Source organism: Pseudomonas sp. 18.1.10, from assembly GCF_024655625.1.
Taxonomy (GTDB): domain Bacteria; phylum Pseudomonadota; class Gammaproteobacteria; order Pseudomonadales; family Pseudomonadaceae; genus Aquipseudomonas.
On the sequence record NZ_JANLGL010000159.1, the window covers coordinates 1 to 13,705 of the forward strand.

Sequence of the window (13,705 nt, forward strand, 5' to 3'; positions counted from 1 at the left end):
GACAGCAAGTTAGAAGATCTTTGACTGACCCACCGCCTTCGCGAGCAAGCCCGCTCCCACAGGGGGACTGTGCTGGGCTCAAGGCTGTTGTTTGCGCCCCGACATATGTTTCAGATAACTCACTAATAAATCCAACTCGCTGTCCGGCAACACACTGACCGCAAACGCCGGCATCTTCGCCTGCGGCCAGTGCCTTAGGCTCTGCGGGTCACGGATATAGCGCTTGAGAAAATCCCCGCCGAAATACTCCGTGGGGTTGTAGGGGATATTCAAATCCGGCCCCACCTGCGCATCGCCAGCACCATTGAGCCGGTGACAGGCCAGGCAATTCTTCTGGAACAGCGCGAAGCCCTGGTTGATCGGATCATCGGCGGCCAGTCTTGGGTCCGGCAGCAGGGCCGGAAAGCGTTCGGCCACGCCCTTCAACTGCTTGATCGCGGCGACCTGGAAGGGCCACTGCTCCGGGCTGATATGGCCGGCTTGCGGGTCAGTCCACACCAGGTAAAACGGCCCGGCGCTCGGTTTGCCCGGCGCAAGCGCGGGCCACGGCTGCGCCGGGTCTTCCACCGCCAACCAAGCGCGGGCGCCACGTTTTGCCAGCAACGGGGCAGCAGCAAGTTCGGCGGCGAACCCGTCCAGGGCGACCGCTTGCAGATGGCTCTGCGGGTCAAGGCCGGGTAGGAGCACGGTCAGGGGTACTGCGCGATAGGTCATGCTGCGCTTGTAGGAAACGTCATCGACGATCTGTACCGTTTGCGCATCCGGGTGTTTGAGCAACTCGGCGGTCTGCCAGGTCTTGCTGGTGTGGTCCAGTTCGACGGTCAATTGCGCCGCCGCGACCGGCAGCGTGAAGAACAAGGCGAGGAGGACGAGGATCGATTTCAAGAGGAAGGCCCGCTGCAAAGTGGCGATGGCCCTCACGATACCGGAAATGCGCAGGCAAAAAGACAGCCCCTGCAACGGGACCGCTATGCGCAATGTCCCGGCAGGAGCTGCCAAAAGCTGCAGTCCTGATGCTGTGTGTGCACGGAATGTGTGGGCTGAACGGTCACCCAATGACCTTGGTCAGGTTGGGCAAGATCAGAATCAGTGTGGTGGCGAACAGAATAAGTCCCGCCTGACGTACTTTCGAATGTTTGAACATGGCTGACTGCCTTTTGTTGTTATTCCTGAGCGTCAAATACGTGCCGGTCAATTTCAGTATTACGCTGTGTTGTGACACTTTTCGTACAGCTGCTCCAGCAAAACCCGGCAGCAGCCTCCTACTGATTCAACCTTAGAGCCCTCGTTCTGCGTGGCTTAGATCCATTTCATATCAACTAATCAATATTCGCGCTAAAAAAGGCATGAGGCTTAACGCCATCTTGGCGCCAGACCGTTGGCTAGACAGCTAAAACGATTAACCCGCTAATGGCTTGCACGGCCTACCGTTCGTCCGAGCGTGGGGGTCAAAGGCAATGAGCGCATCCGTCATTGAAACCGTGTCAATCGGGCTTAAGGTAAGGGGCACACCTGCACAGTGGTTCGAGGACGTCATGACCCAAGCTTTGATCTTTGATGCGATACGCACGCCCCGTGGCAAAGGCAAGGCTGATGGCGCCTTGCACAGCGTCAAGCCAGTAAACCTGGTGGCCGGCCTGCTTAGTGCGCTGGCCCGGCGCACGGACCTCGACACGCACCAGGTGGATGACATCGTCCTCGGTTGCGTCACCCCCGTGGGCGACCAGGGCGCCGACATCGCCAAGACCGCCGCGTTGGTGGCGGACTGGGACATCAGCGTCGCCGGCGTGCAGGTCAATCGCTTCTGCGCCTCGGGCCTGGAAGCGGTGAACCTTGGCGCGATGAAAGTACGTTCCGGCTTTGAAGACCTGGTGGTGGTCGGTGGCGTCGAGTCCATGTCCCGCGTGCCCATGGGCAGCGACGGCGGCGCCTGGGTGCTGGACCCGCAAACCAACCTGCACAGCCACTTCACGCCTCAGGGCATCGGCGCGGACCTGATCGCGACCCTGGAAGGCTTCACGCGCCAGGATGTGGACGCCTTCGCCCTACACTCCCAGCAGAAAGCGGCCAGGGCTCGTGCAGACGGTTCCTTCAACAAATCGCTGATCGCGGTGCAGGACCAGAACGGCATCGTGCTGCTCGACCACGATGAATTCATCCGTGGCGACTCCACCCTTGAAGGCCTCGGCAAGCTCAAGCCCAGCTTTGAAATGATCGGGCAGATGGGCTTCGACGCCACCGCGCTGCGGGTCTACAGCCATGTCGAGCGCATCCACCACGTACACACCCCCGGTAACAGTTCCGGGATTGTCGACGGCGCCGCGTTGATGCTGATCGGCTCCGAAGCCAAGGGCCGCGAGCTGGGCCTGCAACCCCGGGCGCGCATCGTCGCCACGGCGGTGACAGGCACCGACCCGACCATCATGCTCACCGGCCCTGCGCCGGCGACGCGCAAGGCCCTGGCCAAGGCCGGCTTGCGCGTGGAAGACATCGACCTGTTTGAAGTCAACGAAGCGTTTGCTTCTGTCGTCCTCAAATTCATCAAGGACATGGGCATCGACGCCGCCCGGGTCAACGTCAACGGCGGCTCCATCGCCATGGGCCATCCCTTGGGCGCCACCGGCTGCGCGATTCTCGGCACCTTGCTCGACGAGCTGGAAACACGCCAGCAGCGCTACGGCCTGGCCACCCTGTGCGTCGGCGGTGGCATGGGCATCGCCACCATTATCGAACGGCTCTGAGCCCAAGGAATCCATCATGACCCAAGCCATTCGCTATGAAAAAGGCCAGGACCGGATCGTCGTGCTGACCCTCGACATGCCCGGCCAGAGCGCCAACACCATGAACGGCGCGTACCGCGAGGCCATGGCCGCGACGGTCGAGCGCCTGGAGGCAGAAAAAGACACGCTGGCCGGCGTGGTCATCACCTCGGCCAAGAAGACCTTTTTTGCCGGCGGCGACCTCAATGAACTGATTAAGGTCGACAAGGCCCACGCCAAGGATTTCTACGACGGCGTACGGCTGCTCAAAGCGCAACTGCGCCGCCTGGAAACCCTCGGCAAGCCGGTGGTCGCCGCGATCAATGGTGCAGCGCTGGGCGGCGGCTGGGAGATTTGCCTGGCGTGCCATTACCGGGTCGCGCTGGACGACAAGTCGGTGCAGCTCGGCTTGCCGGAAGTCACCTTGGGTTTACTGCCTGGCGGCGGCGGCGTGGTGCGCATGGTGCGCATGCTCGGGTTGGAAAAGGCCCTGCCGTACTTGTTGGAGGGCAAAAAAGTCCGGCCACAGCAGGCGTTGCTGGCCGGGTTGATCGATGAGCTGGCGGCGGATCGCGATGAATTGCTGGCCAAGTCCCGCGCGTGGATTCTGGCCAACCCAGAAGCCAGACAGCCCTGGGACAACAAGGGTTACCAGATCCCCGGCGGTACGCCCTCGAACCCGAAAGTTGCGCAGATGCTGGCCATCGCGCCGTCGATCCTGCGCAGTAAAACCCAGGGCTGTTTCCCCGCCCCGGAGAAAATCCTGTGTGCCGCCGTGGAAGGTGCCCAGGTGGATTTCGACACTGCGCATTTGATCGAGACCCGCTACTTCACCGAGCTGGTGACCGGGCAAGTGGCGAAAAACATGATCGGCACCTTCTGGTTTCAACTCAATGAAATCAACGCCGGCAGCTCGCGGCCGCAAGGCTTTGCGCCTTATGTCACGCGTAAGGTCGGCGTGCTCGGCGCCGGGATGATGGGCGCGGGTATCGCGTATGTCAGCGCCAGTGCAGGCGTCGAAGTGGTGCTCAAGGACATCAACCTGGCGGCCGCCGAGAAGGGCAAGGCCCATTCGGCGGCGTTGCTGGACAAGAAAGTCAGCCGTGGGCAATTGACCGCCGAACAGCGGGAAACCGTCCTCGCGCGGATTCATCCTACGGCCGCGGACGCCGACCTGGCCGGGTGTGATCTGGTCATCGAGGCGGTGTTCGAAGACCGTGCACTCAAGGCTCAGGTGTCCGCTGCGGCGCAACGTGTCGTCGGTGCCGATGCGGTGATCGCCTCCAACACCTCGACCTTGCCCATCAGCGGGCTGGCGACGGCCGTGCCGGACCAAGGCAAGTTTATCGGCCTGCATTTCTTCAGCCCGGTGGACAAGATGCCCTTGGTGGAAATCATCAAGGGCTCCCACACCTCGGACGAAACCCTGGCGCGCGGTTTCGACTTCGTACTGCAAATCAAGAAAACCCCGATTGTAGTCAACGACAGTCGCGGGTTCTTCACGTCACGGGTGTTCGGCACCTTCACCAACGAAGGCATCGCCATGCTGGGCGAAGGCGTGGCCGCACCCATGATCGAGACCGAAGCGCGCAAGGCCGGTATGCCGGTGGGGCCGTTGGCGGTGTCCGATGAAGTGTCCCTCAGCCTGATGAGCCATATCCGACAGCAGACGGCCAAGGATCTACAGGCCGAAGGCAGGGCCGTGCCGACGCATCCGGCGACGCTGGTGATTGATTTGTTGGTCAATGAGTACAAACGCAAGGGCAAGGCGGCGGGTGGCGGTTTTTACGATTACCCCGCGGGTGGCCAGAAGCAGCTGTGGCCGGAACTGAAAAGCCGCTTCGAACGGCCTGGGCAACGCATCTCGGCGCAGGATGTACGCGACCGCTTGCTGTTTATCCAGGCCATCGAAACCGTGCGTTGTGTGGAGGAGGGCGTGCTGATGTCCATGGCTGACGCCAACGTCGGCTCGATCTTTGGCATCGGCTTTGCCGCGTGGAGTGGCGGCGCATTGCAGTTTATCAACCAGTATGGCCTGAACGACTTCGTCGCCCGTGCCCGCTATTTGGCCGAGCAGTACGGTGAGCGCTTCACACCGCCGGCGTTGCTGCTGGAAAAAGCCGCGCAGGGTGCTAGCTTCTAGCGGGTGGGCGCACTGGCGGGGCTTGCCTTGAAGGGGTATTTCAAGGCAGGCTCTGGGGTGTGCATTATTCCCATCACCGTGTCAGGTATTTTTTATGTCGCTACGCGTCTGCATTCTGGAAACCGATGTCCTGCGCCCGGAGTTGGTGGATCAATATCAGGGTTACGGGCAGATGTTCCAGCGTCTGTTTTCCCAGCAGCCGATTGCGGCCGAGTTCACCGTGTACAACGTGATGAACGGCGATTACCCGGCGGACGACCAGGTGTTCGACGCCTACCTCGTCACCGGCAGCAAGGCCGATTCGTTCGGCACCGACCCGTGGATCCAGACCCTCAAGACCTACCTGCTCAACCGCTACGAGCGTGGCGACAAACTGTTGGGCATCTGCTTCGGCCACCAACTGTTGGCGCTGCTGCTGGGCGGCAAGAGCGAGCGCGCGAGCCAAGGCTGGGGCGTGGGCATCCACAACTATCAAATGGCCGCCAAGGCACCGTGGATCAGCCCGGTGGTGGAAGAACTGACCCTGTTGATTAGCCACCAGGACCAGGTCACCGCGCTACCGGAAAACGCCACCGTCATCGCTTCCAGCGATTTCTGCCCGTTTGCCGCGTACCACATCAATGACCAGGTGCTGTGCTTCCAGGGCCACCCGGAATTTATCCACGATTACTCCCGCGCCTTGCTGGATATCCGCCAGCAGAACCTCGGCCAGCAGATCTACAGCAGCGGTGTGGCGAGCCTGGAACATGACCACCACGGCGTGACCGTGGCGGAATGGATGATGCGTTTTGTCGCGCACAAACCTGGCGCCGTGGCTTAAAGCCAGCCCGAACGCTTGAAGCTGGCCCACAATCCGGTGCAGCCAAATGCGATAAACCCGAGCACCGCAAAATAGCCGTAGTGCCATTGCAGCTCGGGCATGTTCTGGAAGTTCATCCCATAAATCCCCGCTACCGCCGTGGGGAACGCGAGGATCGCCGCCCACGCGGCGAACTTGCGCTGCACCACGCTCTGGCGCGAGGCCTCCAGCAACACACCAATCTCGATGGTCTGGCTGGCAATGTCGCGCAGGGTGGTGAGGTCTTCCATCTGCCGCGTCACGTGGATCTGCACATCACGGAAATACGGGCGCATGTTCTTGTCGATAAACGGAAAGCTCAGCTTCTGCAGCTCCTGGCTGATCTCCACCATCGGCGCCACATAACGCTTGAGCCGCAGCACATCGCGGCGCAGGCCGTGAATCTTCTGGATGTCGCGCTCACTCAATGAACTGCACAGCACGTTGCGCTCCAGCTCATCGATCTCGGCATGGATCGCTTCGCTGACCGGTTGGTAGTTCTCGGTGACGAAATCCAGCAACGCATAGAGTACGAAATCTTCCCCATGCTCCAGCAACAGCGGTCGCGCCTCACAGCGCTGGCGCACAAAGCCGTAGGACGCCGAGTGGCCGTTACGGGCGGTGATGATGTAGCCGTTGCCGGCAAAGATATGGGTCTCGATAAACACCAGCTTGCCGTTCTCGCGCACCGGTGAGTAGGTGACGATAAACAGCGCGTCGCCGAAGGTCTCCAGCTTCGGGCGGCTGTGTTTCTCCAGGGCGTCTTCGATGGCCAGTTCATGCAGGTTGAACTGGCGTTGCAGGTTGGCCAGCTCCTGGGCGTTGGGTTCTTCCAGGCCGATCCACACAAAGTGGTCGGGTTTGGCGGCCCAGGCCGCGCCTTCGTCGAGGGTGATATCAGTAACTTTCTTACCGGCGCTGTAGACGGCGGCCGCAACAACTCTACCCATGGTGCTGATCACTTCTTATTGGGAGGACAGGTGTTGGGCAGCTTAGCCTGAAAGGCGTTCCGTTGTTGCGGCGAGCTAGCTTGTTGTGGCGAGCGAGCTTGCTCGCGCTGGGGCGCGAAGCGCCCCCAAAGGCTTAGCCCGCCCGCAGCTCCTGATCCATCTGCGCAATACACGCCTCCATCTGCCCCTGACACGCCTGCATCAACCTCGGCACGTCATCCACCGTCATCCCAGCCGTAGGAATCGGCGGCAACGAGCGTATGAGCACATCACCACTGTTCCAGCGATTCAGCCGCATATGCGTGACGTAATTGCTCACGCACACCTGCACGATGGGCACACCCGCCGCAATCGCCATATGGAACGCGCCTTTCTTGAACGGCAGCAGCCCTTTTCCCAAGTTGCGCGTGCCTTCCGGGAACACCCAGATCGAGGTGTCCTTGTGTTGCAAGGTATCAGTGGTGGTGAGCATCGCCCGACGCGCCTTGTGCGCGTTGCCCCGGTCAATCAGCACATTGCCCGCCAACCAGAACAACTGGCCGAACAGCGGCACCCATTTCAGGCTTTTCTTGGCGATGCACACGGTGCGATAGGGCACCACATTGCCGAACACAAACAGGTCATAGTTGGACTGGTGGTTGGCGACAATCACGCAACCGCTGGGCTTGTCTCGCAGCGAGTCCACCTCGGTCTTGACGTTCAGCCCCAGGATCCACATGGCCGGCAGCGCGTAGAGGCGTGCGCACAGGCGACTGTTGTCCGGGTTGAAGGGCCGGCAGATCCCGATGAGCACACCCAGCACACCCGCGATCATAAAATGCAGGCCCATCAACAACATACGCAACAGAAAAAGCATCGACACGGCCTATCGAGACAAAAGGTGGCGCAGTGTACGGATGTGCACTGTATTCGGCAATTACCCCTGTAGAGGTAGGAGATAGGCGATGTTTAAGTACATGTTTCAACGTATGCCAGCAGCGGCCGGCTAGAGCGGCTAAAGCTGTTTCGGATTTCTTTGTAAGAAAAAGCCCGACTCAAGGTCGGGCTCTGGTGCTGCGGATGTAGGCGGTTAGCTCAGGTTATGACCCTGATCCTGGATGATGGCGTCGTCCAGGGCCTCCAGCAGCGCTTTGCGCACCTTCAATTTGGTGTGCTTGTGCGCATTCATATTGATCTTCTTCAACTGCCGAGCGGCTTCCAGCGCTGCTGCGTGCAGTTCTTCAGGCGCCACCACCTTATCCAGGAAGCCAGCCTGCAACGCGCCCTGCGGGTCAAACATCTCGGCATTGATTACCGAACGATGAAACGCCGACTTGCGCAGACGATCCCGCGCCAACTCGATCCCGGCATGGTGCATGGTCATGCCGATGGCCACTTCATTCAGGCCAATGCTGAACGGGCCCTCGACCCCAATCCGATAATCCGCTGACAACAACAGGAACGCACCCTTGGCCACCGCATGCCCAGGGCACGCCACAATCACCGGGAACGGGTGCGACAACAGCCGGCGCGCCAGCGTCGAACCCGACGTCACCAGGCCGATCGCTTCTTTAGGGCCGGCGGTCATCACCTTCAAATCATAACCACCGGACAAAATCCCCGGCGTGCCGGTGATGACCACCACCGCCCGATCCTTCTCCGCCTGATCCAGCGCTGTGTTAAACGCACTGACCACATCGGGAGAAATGGCATTCACCTTACCGTTGCTCAACGTCAGGGTCGCGATACCGTCTTCGAGGTGGTAAGCAATCAACTCACTCATGACGCGGTTCCTTGTAGGACTTGTTATAGATAGGCTGTTTATAGACGAGCATGCACAGACGTTACCCACCACGCCCGCCCCGGTAAAGCGCCGTGACTGACTACCCAGTCAGACTTTTCCCGCCTGCCCAGCGCTGGGCAGCCTAGGGCAGGGCATAACAGCCTCCCCAGGCGCGTGCTGCCGGTGCCCGAGAATGGCAGAAACACCGCCCCTTGCCGGGCGTGGAATGGCATATCCCGCTAAGCGCATGAAAATTCTGAAAAAAACCTTTGCCATCTGAAAGGCTTTCGACTACATTAGCGCGCCTCGACAGACTGAACTAGTTTGACGAGATACGGTGAAGTGTCCGAGTGGCTTAAGGAGCACGCCTGGAAAGTGTGTATACAAGAAATTGTATCGAGAGTTCGAATCTCTCCTTCACCGCCACATTAAGTAAACACAAACCCCCGGTTTTCCTAGAGGAAACCGGGGGTTTGTGGTTTCTGGTGTCTGTAAAATGGCCATCTGGGACAGATCTGGGACTGGGGCTCTATTGGGGGGGCGCAAAAAGAGCCTGCCGAATGAGTGGCAGACCTTCGCCGGCGATGCGCTTTGGGCAGCAGTGGAGGGGGGCACAAAAAGACTTTCGGAGGTTGCGGGTTCACGATGTTTGAATGGCCGCTTCCGGGGTAAATGAGACGACCTTTCTCGTTATAGGTAGTTCACGATAAAGGTGACTTCCGAATTGGCGCTGCCGGCTTGGAGGGTGCTGTCCGCCAGGCGAATATAGGCGGCGGTTAAAGGGATTTTGAAGTCAGTCCCGGTGGTGTTGAACCCGCTGAACACGTAAGGGGTGTTTAGCACAATGGGTTGGCCTGCATCGTTCTTTAGTTGCAAGCCGATGCCTTTGGCGGTTGATGCGCCGCTCAGTGCGACAATGCCTTTTTGCGCGTCGATCACCGGCGTATTGGCCTGGAGTTGGTAAGTGACTTTTTGTATTCCGCGCTGGCAGTTGTTCAACGACAGGTCGAATTTTATCGGTCGAGGTGCGTCGCCAGAGTTATCGAACTCAAACAATTGATAGTCGTCGCCCATCGCCACAAATACCGAGGGCGTTTGGCAGGATGCAGCATTCACCGTCACTGGGTTGATTAAGTTGAAACCGATTAATTTTATGTTGTCGGCTCGAAACTCGGCCAGTGCGACCGCAGGCACCGGACTTTGCGGTAAAAGGTCGCCAGACTTGACGATTTCAAGGGTATAGCTTGTAGAGGGGTACTTAAAAGTGATGTTGCCGTATTGAATTTCTGGTGCGGTCATATACCAGTTGTCGAAACTAATTCGGAACGCAAGCCCAGGTACCCCTAACGGATAGACCGATCCACTGGTTGCGCTCCCCAAAGCAGGATTGACGTAAATCCCGATCTTTCCATCCGTGCATCTGAAGTCAAACGACCGCATTACGGCAGACGTTTCCTGGTAAAGAATGGTTCCGTTTGGTGCATCCTGGGGGATCGTAATGCCCTGTGCTAAATTTTTCCCGAAGTTAATGGTAAATGCGTTGCTACCCATGAGGCCGCAGGCCTCTGCAGCTGCACCCGATGAGTAGGCCAGCAGTAACGCGGCAGCACTGGCCAATAAACTTTTCCAAAGCGTCATGTTGATACCGATAGAGTTTTCTGAACAATGAAGCACTCTATTCAGCATCGAAACCCGCGAATATCAGACGTTCCCTAATTTATGGCTATGCCTTTTCCACCTGTTCATCGGGCTTTGGTGATCGCGCCACTCATGTATTCATTCAAGTCGCGTAGGTCCTGGATGGTCCACGTATGCGGCGCGAGCTTTACCCCGTTCTCCCGCAAGGTGCGTGGAATCAAGTCGCCATTGGGGCGAAGGATGATCGAAGACACGATGACGCCCGGGTAATCATCCAGCCGTTTCTTGAAGGCAGGTGTAGTCAGGTTGGGCGTAGGCGGGGTGCTTTTATTGGCCAGTGGTCCTGTGGCTTTGAGGTCGGCTCCGTGACACATGGCGCATCGCTGCGAGAAGAGGTTCTTACCGTTGATGTTCTCCGCGAGGGAGAGTGGCGCCTGTATCAGCGATAAAAATCCCAACGCAGTGATGAGTGACATCCTCATTGATAGATGGCCTTTTTCATAAAGTAGGTTTGGGTCGAGATGGGGGCCGGCAAGTGTTCAGGCCCCCACGGCTAATTATGCCTGCACGTAAACCCAAGCCGTCAGCCCTGACGCCAGGGCCACCGACACCCGCTTGTAGTCCGCCACTTCATAGGCGTCCGCCGCGGCCAGCTCTTTCTCGGTGATCTGAAAGACCATGCCCTCGACGCTGTGGCCGTTTTCGGTCGTGGGCGCCACGATCGGGTGATGGGTTTTGCCGCTGGTGGCCAGCACTTCTGGGTCGGTGATCTCGACCCAGCTTTTCGAGTAGCCGAGCATTGCATCGTGCTGGCCGACCAGTTCGCGGCCGAAGTTGGCCAGTTGTACGGCTTTGTCCTGCAATGTGCCGTAGGAAAAAAGCAGCACAGGGTATTCGGTGGAGCGTTCCATGGATGTTCCTCAGGGAGTCAGGCAAGCAGGTCTTCGTAGAAGGCGCCGTAGGGTTTGCTCGGGTGGGCGATCTGGATTTCGAGGATCCACAATCCCGCATTCGGGTAGTGCTCGAAGTCGCCGAGGTCGCCGCCACGGTGGATGGCGTGGGGGAAGTCGCTGACGCGGTGGCCCTTGATGTCGAGGTTCAGTTGCCAACCCATGGCCTGGGCTTGTTCTTCGGCGTAGCGGTAGAGTTCGAGGCCGACGACCTGGTCGTTTTTCCAGCGGGCCTGTACGCGGTCGAACAGCGCTTTGGCGGCGCTGGCGCAGGCGATCATTTCTGCATCGTTGCCGGTGGTGAACGTGGCGCCGGCGTCACCTTCGTGGCCTTGCCATACGGCGCCCATGTCGATGAAAAAGATGTCGTCTGCGCCCAGCACCGGGTCGCCTTCGGAGCGCTGGTTGAAGGCCTTCAGGGTGTTGGCGCCGAAGCGCACCAGCAGCGGGTGCCAGATGCGTTGCATGTCGAGGTCGGCGAGGACTTGTTTGCCCAGTTCGCGGGCTTCGGATTCGAGCATGCCGGGGCGGATGCGTTGGGCGAGTTGTTCGATGGCTTGCCAGGTCATGGCCTGGGCGTAGCGCATGGATTCTATGTTGTAGGCGGCGCCCACGGCTTCCTTGGGTTGTGCGGTCACCAGTTTTTCCTCGGCTTATAGCGGTTTTCGTTATGCTTTTTACTATATAGCGTGAGGTTGGTGTAACAACAGTGCAAATTGTGCTGGCTGGTCCACCGCTATCGCAGGCAAGCCAGCTCCCACACAAGCCAGCTCTCACATGGGTTCGGCGGTGTGTCAGATATGTAGCCACGCCAGGCTGCCCAACACCACCGCCACACCTCCTGCCGCATACGACATGCGTTTCAACCACTCCTTCCTCGTCAGCAACGTAATCGCCGCCAGCGAGATCGCGATCTGAATCGCCGTCATCGCCTGGGCCCAGCGGTGATGCTGGTGCAGCGCCTGTTCCGACTTTTCATCCCATGCCTTCGACGTGGCCTCAAGCTTCTCGGCCTGCTTGCGCACGTCTTCCTTCTGGCTCTTGTAGCGCTCGATCTCGTCCCTGTAATGCGCTGCGTCCACGCCGGGAATGTGGGTGGCCAGTTCCGCCAGGTTCTGCCGGCTGGACTTGGCCTGGTAGTAGTTCCACTGGTTGGCCGCTTCGGTCTTGATGATGGCGGCGTTGTTCTTGTCCATCGCCGCTTCGCTTTCGGTGGAGCCGGCCTGGTAGCTGAGCATGGCGCCGAGGGTGGCCATCAGTGCTGTCATCACGGCAATGCGGCTGGCGAAATTGTCCCCGCGACCGTGGGCATGTTCGGTGGTGTGTTCGATGTGTTTTTCGTGGGGGCTGGGGACTTCGAAGGCTTCGGACATGGCGGCGGCTACGAACGGATTGAGGGAGCCTGATTCTTCACCAGCAAAGCTGTCTCAAGCCTGTACGTAACGCCGGATCAGCCAGCCGTACACCGCGAGATTGATCGCCACCACCACCGCGCCCAGCACCAATTGGATATCCGCCGTCAGCCCTGCGGGATAGATCAGCGCGAGGATGTAGTGCTCGATAAACCCGGCGCCATAACCGTCCTGCCCGGCGAGGTGGCGCAGCAGGTTTTCCCAGCGGGTCAGCGGGCAGGGCAGGTGCAGCACCTCGACGGCGATGCCCCATGCGACAGCGGGTAGGTGCAGCCAGATCACCGGGCGCCATTTGAGGGCCAGCAGCCCGCCAAACAAGACGAACAGGATAAAGCTGAGGTGAAACAGCACCAGGCTGTCGGCGGCAAGGCGATAGAGCATCATGGTCACTTCAAAAGGCGAGGCGCACAGTCTAAAGGGTTGCTTGCCGGCAAGCGTGGCCGTTATTGTGCTGAATCCTTTTAGTCCTTCCTCCCAGGATCTGTTTTGATGAACGCACCGCGTACCGCCGGCCCGATCAAGGCCGTGATTTTCGATATGGACGGTTTGTTGCTGGATACGGAAGGCATCTACACCGAAGTCACGCAGATCATCGCCGAACGCTATGGTCGTACCTATGACTGGGGGATCAAGCAGCACATCATTGGTCGTGGCGCGCAGGACTTGGCCGAGTATGTGGTCAAGGCGCTGGACTTGCCGATCACCCCGGCGGAGTTCCTGGTGATTCGCGAGCCGTTGATGAGCGAGCGTTTCCCCAAGGCCCTGGGCATGCCCGGCGCCGAAGCGCTGGTGCGGCATTTGAAGGCGCACAACATTCCGATTGCCGTGGGCACCAGTTCGTCGCGCAATTCGTTCGGGCACAAGACCACCTTGCACCGCGAATGGTTTGGCTTGTTCGACACCATCGTCACTGCCGATGACCCGGAAGTCGGCGCCGCCAAGCCTGCGCCCGACATCTTCCTCACCGCCGCCCGCCGCCTGGGCGTTGCGCCCGAGGATTGCCTGGTGTTCGAGGATTCGCCGTTCGGTGTGACCGCCGCGAAGGCCGCCAACATGACCGCCATCGCCGTGCCGGATGAGGCCATGGCCGACAGCAAGTACCAGCATGCGGACCAGATCATCCGCAAACTCGCGGAGTTTGACCTGGCGGCCTATGGCCTGCCGCCATTGCGCTGACTGAACTCGGTTAAAAATGTGGGAGCGGGCTTGCTCGCGAAAGCGGTGTGTCAGTCAACGAATGTATTGACTGATCC

General features: G+C 59.5%; 14 protein-coding genes and 1 tRNA gene. 5 read left to right on the top strand and 10 right to left on the bottom strand.

Annotated features, from left to right (window positions below; all coding sequences use genetic code 11):
• Positions 1–78: 78 nt before the first annotated feature.
• Positions 79–885, bottom strand: a complete 807-nt coding sequence (locus NUV89_RS21980; RefSeq protein WP_257782955.1) for a cytochrome c — start codon at positions 883–885, stop codon at positions 79–81.
• Between the two features lie 650 nt (positions 886–1,535).
• On the opposite strand from NUV89_RS21980, the gene NUV89_RS21985 reads away from it, so the two are divergent.
• The 3 genes from NUV89_RS21985 (at position 1,536) to NUV89_RS21995 (ending at position 5,722) form a co-directional block, all read left to right on the top strand.
• Positions 1,536–2,741 (top strand): acetyl-CoA C-acetyltransferase, encoded by a 1,206-nt coding sequence (locus NUV89_RS21985; RefSeq protein WP_257782956.1) that lies wholly within the window; start codon positions 1,536–1,538, stop codon positions 2,739–2,741.
• A gap of 16 nt (positions 2,742–2,757) precedes the next feature.
• Entirely contained in the window at positions 2,758–4,902 is a 2,145-nt protein-coding gene (locus NUV89_RS21990; RefSeq protein WP_257782957.1) for a 3-hydroxyacyl-CoA dehydrogenase NAD-binding domain-containing protein, read from the top strand.
• Between the two features lie 94 nt (positions 4,903–4,996).
• Positions 4,997–5,722, top strand: a complete 726-nt coding sequence (locus tag NUV89_RS21995; RefSeq protein WP_257782958.1) for an amidotransferase — start codon at positions 4,997–4,999, stop codon at positions 5,720–5,722.
• Here NUV89_RS21995 and NUV89_RS22000 read toward each other — a convergent pair.
• The 3 genes from NUV89_RS22000 to NUV89_RS22010 form a co-directional block, all read right to left on the bottom strand.
• Positions 5,719–6,690 carry a magnesium and cobalt transport protein CorA gene (locus tag NUV89_RS22000; RefSeq protein WP_257782959.1) on the bottom strand — a complete coding sequence of 324 codons (972 nt, stop codon included), beginning with the start codon at positions 6,688–6,690 and terminating at the stop codon, positions 5,719–5,721. The two genes, NUV89_RS21995 and NUV89_RS22000, sit on opposite strands and share 4 nt — an antisense overlap.
• Positions 6,691–6,823: 133 nt before the next feature.
• The gene (locus NUV89_RS22005) at positions 6,824–7,546 is read right to left on the bottom strand and encodes a 1-acyl-sn-glycerol-3-phosphate acyltransferase (RefSeq protein ID WP_257782960.1); all 723 of its coding nucleotides are present in this window, start codon (positions 7,544–7,546) and stop codon (positions 6,824–6,826) included.
• Between the two features lie 213 nt (positions 7,547–7,759).
• Positions 7,760–8,452, bottom strand: a complete 693-nt coding sequence (locus NUV89_RS22010) for a crotonase/enoyl-CoA hydratase family protein (protein WP_032887461.1) — start codon at positions 8,450–8,452, stop codon at positions 7,760–7,762.
• Between the two features lie 336 nt (positions 8,453–8,788).
• Between NUV89_RS22010 and NUV89_RS22015 the strand changes: the two genes are divergently transcribed.
• A tRNA-Ser gene (locus tag NUV89_RS22015) sits at positions 8,789–8,878 on the top strand.
• 264 nt (positions 8,879–9,142) lie between these two features.
• On the opposite strand, the gene NUV89_RS22020 is transcribed toward NUV89_RS22015, so the two are convergent.
• The 6 genes from NUV89_RS22020 to NUV89_RS22045 all read right to left on the bottom strand — a co-directional run bounded on the left by NUV89_RS22020 (position 9,143) and on the right by NUV89_RS22045 (position 12,833).
• Positions 9,143–10,090 (bottom strand): fimbrial protein, encoded by a 948-nt coding sequence (locus NUV89_RS22020; protein WP_257782961.1) that lies wholly within the window; start codon positions 10,088–10,090, stop codon positions 9,143–9,145.
• Between the two features lie 104 nt (positions 10,091–10,194).
• Positions 10,195–10,572, bottom strand: coding sequence for a cytochrome c (locus tag NUV89_RS22025; RefSeq protein ID WP_257782962.1), 378 nt, complete (start codon positions 10,570–10,572; stop codon positions 10,195–10,197).
• 75 nt (positions 10,573–10,647) lie between these two features.
• Positions 10,648–11,001, bottom strand: coding sequence for a gamma-glutamylcyclotransferase family protein (locus NUV89_RS22030; protein ID WP_257782963.1), 354 nt, complete (start codon positions 10,999–11,001; stop codon positions 10,648–10,650).
• Positions 11,002–11,018: 17 nt separating this feature from the next.
• Positions 11,019–11,678: an aminopeptidase P family protein gene (locus NUV89_RS22035; RefSeq protein ID WP_257782964.1), complete on the bottom strand. Its 660-nt coding sequence runs from the start codon at positions 11,676–11,678 to the stop codon at positions 11,019–11,021.
• Positions 11,679–11,834: 156 nt separating this feature from the next.
• Positions 11,835–12,413: a DUF4337 domain-containing protein gene (locus NUV89_RS22040; protein ID WP_257782965.1), complete on the bottom strand. Its 579-nt coding sequence runs from the start codon at positions 12,411–12,413 to the stop codon at positions 11,835–11,837.
• Between the two features lie 54 nt (positions 12,414–12,467).
• Positions 12,468–12,833 (bottom strand): DUF2784 domain-containing protein, encoded by a 366-nt coding sequence (locus NUV89_RS22045; protein ID WP_257782966.1) that lies wholly within the window; start codon positions 12,831–12,833, stop codon positions 12,468–12,470.
• Between the two features lie 108 nt (positions 12,834–12,941).
• Here NUV89_RS22045 and NUV89_RS22050 point away from each other — a divergent pair, with 108 nt between their 5' ends.
• Positions 12,942–13,628, top strand: a complete 687-nt coding sequence (locus NUV89_RS22050; protein WP_017739227.1) for an HAD-IA family hydrolase — start codon at positions 12,942–12,944, stop codon at positions 13,626–13,628.
• The last annotated feature ends 77 nt before the right edge of the window (positions 13,629–13,705 follow it).

Excerpts from the sequence above, each read along its gene's own strand:
- NUV89_RS22040 (WP_257782965.1), bottom strand. The coding sequence starts at position 12,413 with ATGTCCGAAGCCTTCGAAGTCCCCAGCCCCCACGAAAAACACATCGAA.
- NUV89_RS22030 (WP_257782963.1), bottom strand. The coding sequence starts at position 11,001 with ATGGAACGCTCCACCGAATACCCTGTGCTGCTTTTTTCCTACGGCACA.
- NUV89_RS22020 (WP_257782961.1), bottom strand. The coding sequence starts at position 10,090 with ATGACGCTTTGGAAAAGTTTATTGGCCAGTGCTGCCGCGTTACTGCTG.
- NUV89_RS22000 (WP_257782959.1), bottom strand. The coding sequence starts at position 6,690 with ATGGGTAGAGTTGTTGCGGCCGCCGTCTACAGCGCCGGTAAGAAAGTT.
- NUV89_RS22050 (WP_017739227.1), top strand. The coding sequence starts at position 12,942 with ATGAACGCACCGCGTACCGCCGGCCCGATCAAGGCCGTGATTTTCGAT.
- NUV89_RS21985 (WP_257782956.1), top strand. The coding sequence starts at position 1,536 with ATGACCCAAGCTTTGATCTTTGATGCGATACGCACGCCCCGTGGCAAA.
- NUV89_RS21990 (WP_257782957.1), top strand. The coding sequence starts at position 2,758 with ATGACCCAAGCCATTCGCTATGAAAAAGGCCAGGACCGGATCGTCGTG.
- NUV89_RS21995 (WP_257782958.1), top strand. The coding sequence starts at position 4,997 with ATGTCGCTACGCGTCTGCATTCTGGAAACCGATGTCCTGCGCCCGGAG.
- NUV89_RS22010 (WP_032887461.1), bottom strand. The coding sequence starts at position 8,452 with ATGAGTGAGTTGATTGCTTACCACCTCGAAGACGGTATCGCGACCCTG.
- NUV89_RS22005 (WP_257782960.1), bottom strand. The coding sequence starts at position 7,546 with ATGCTTTTTCTGTTGCGTATGTTGTTGATGGGCCTGCATTTTATGATC.
- NUV89_RS22045 (WP_257782966.1), bottom strand. The coding sequence starts at position 12,833 with ATGCTCTATCGCCTTGCCGCCGACAGCCTGGTGCTGTTTCACCTCAGC.
- NUV89_RS22025 (WP_257782962.1), bottom strand. The coding sequence starts at position 10,572 with ATGAGGATGTCACTCATCACTGCGTTGGGATTTTTATCGCTGATACAG.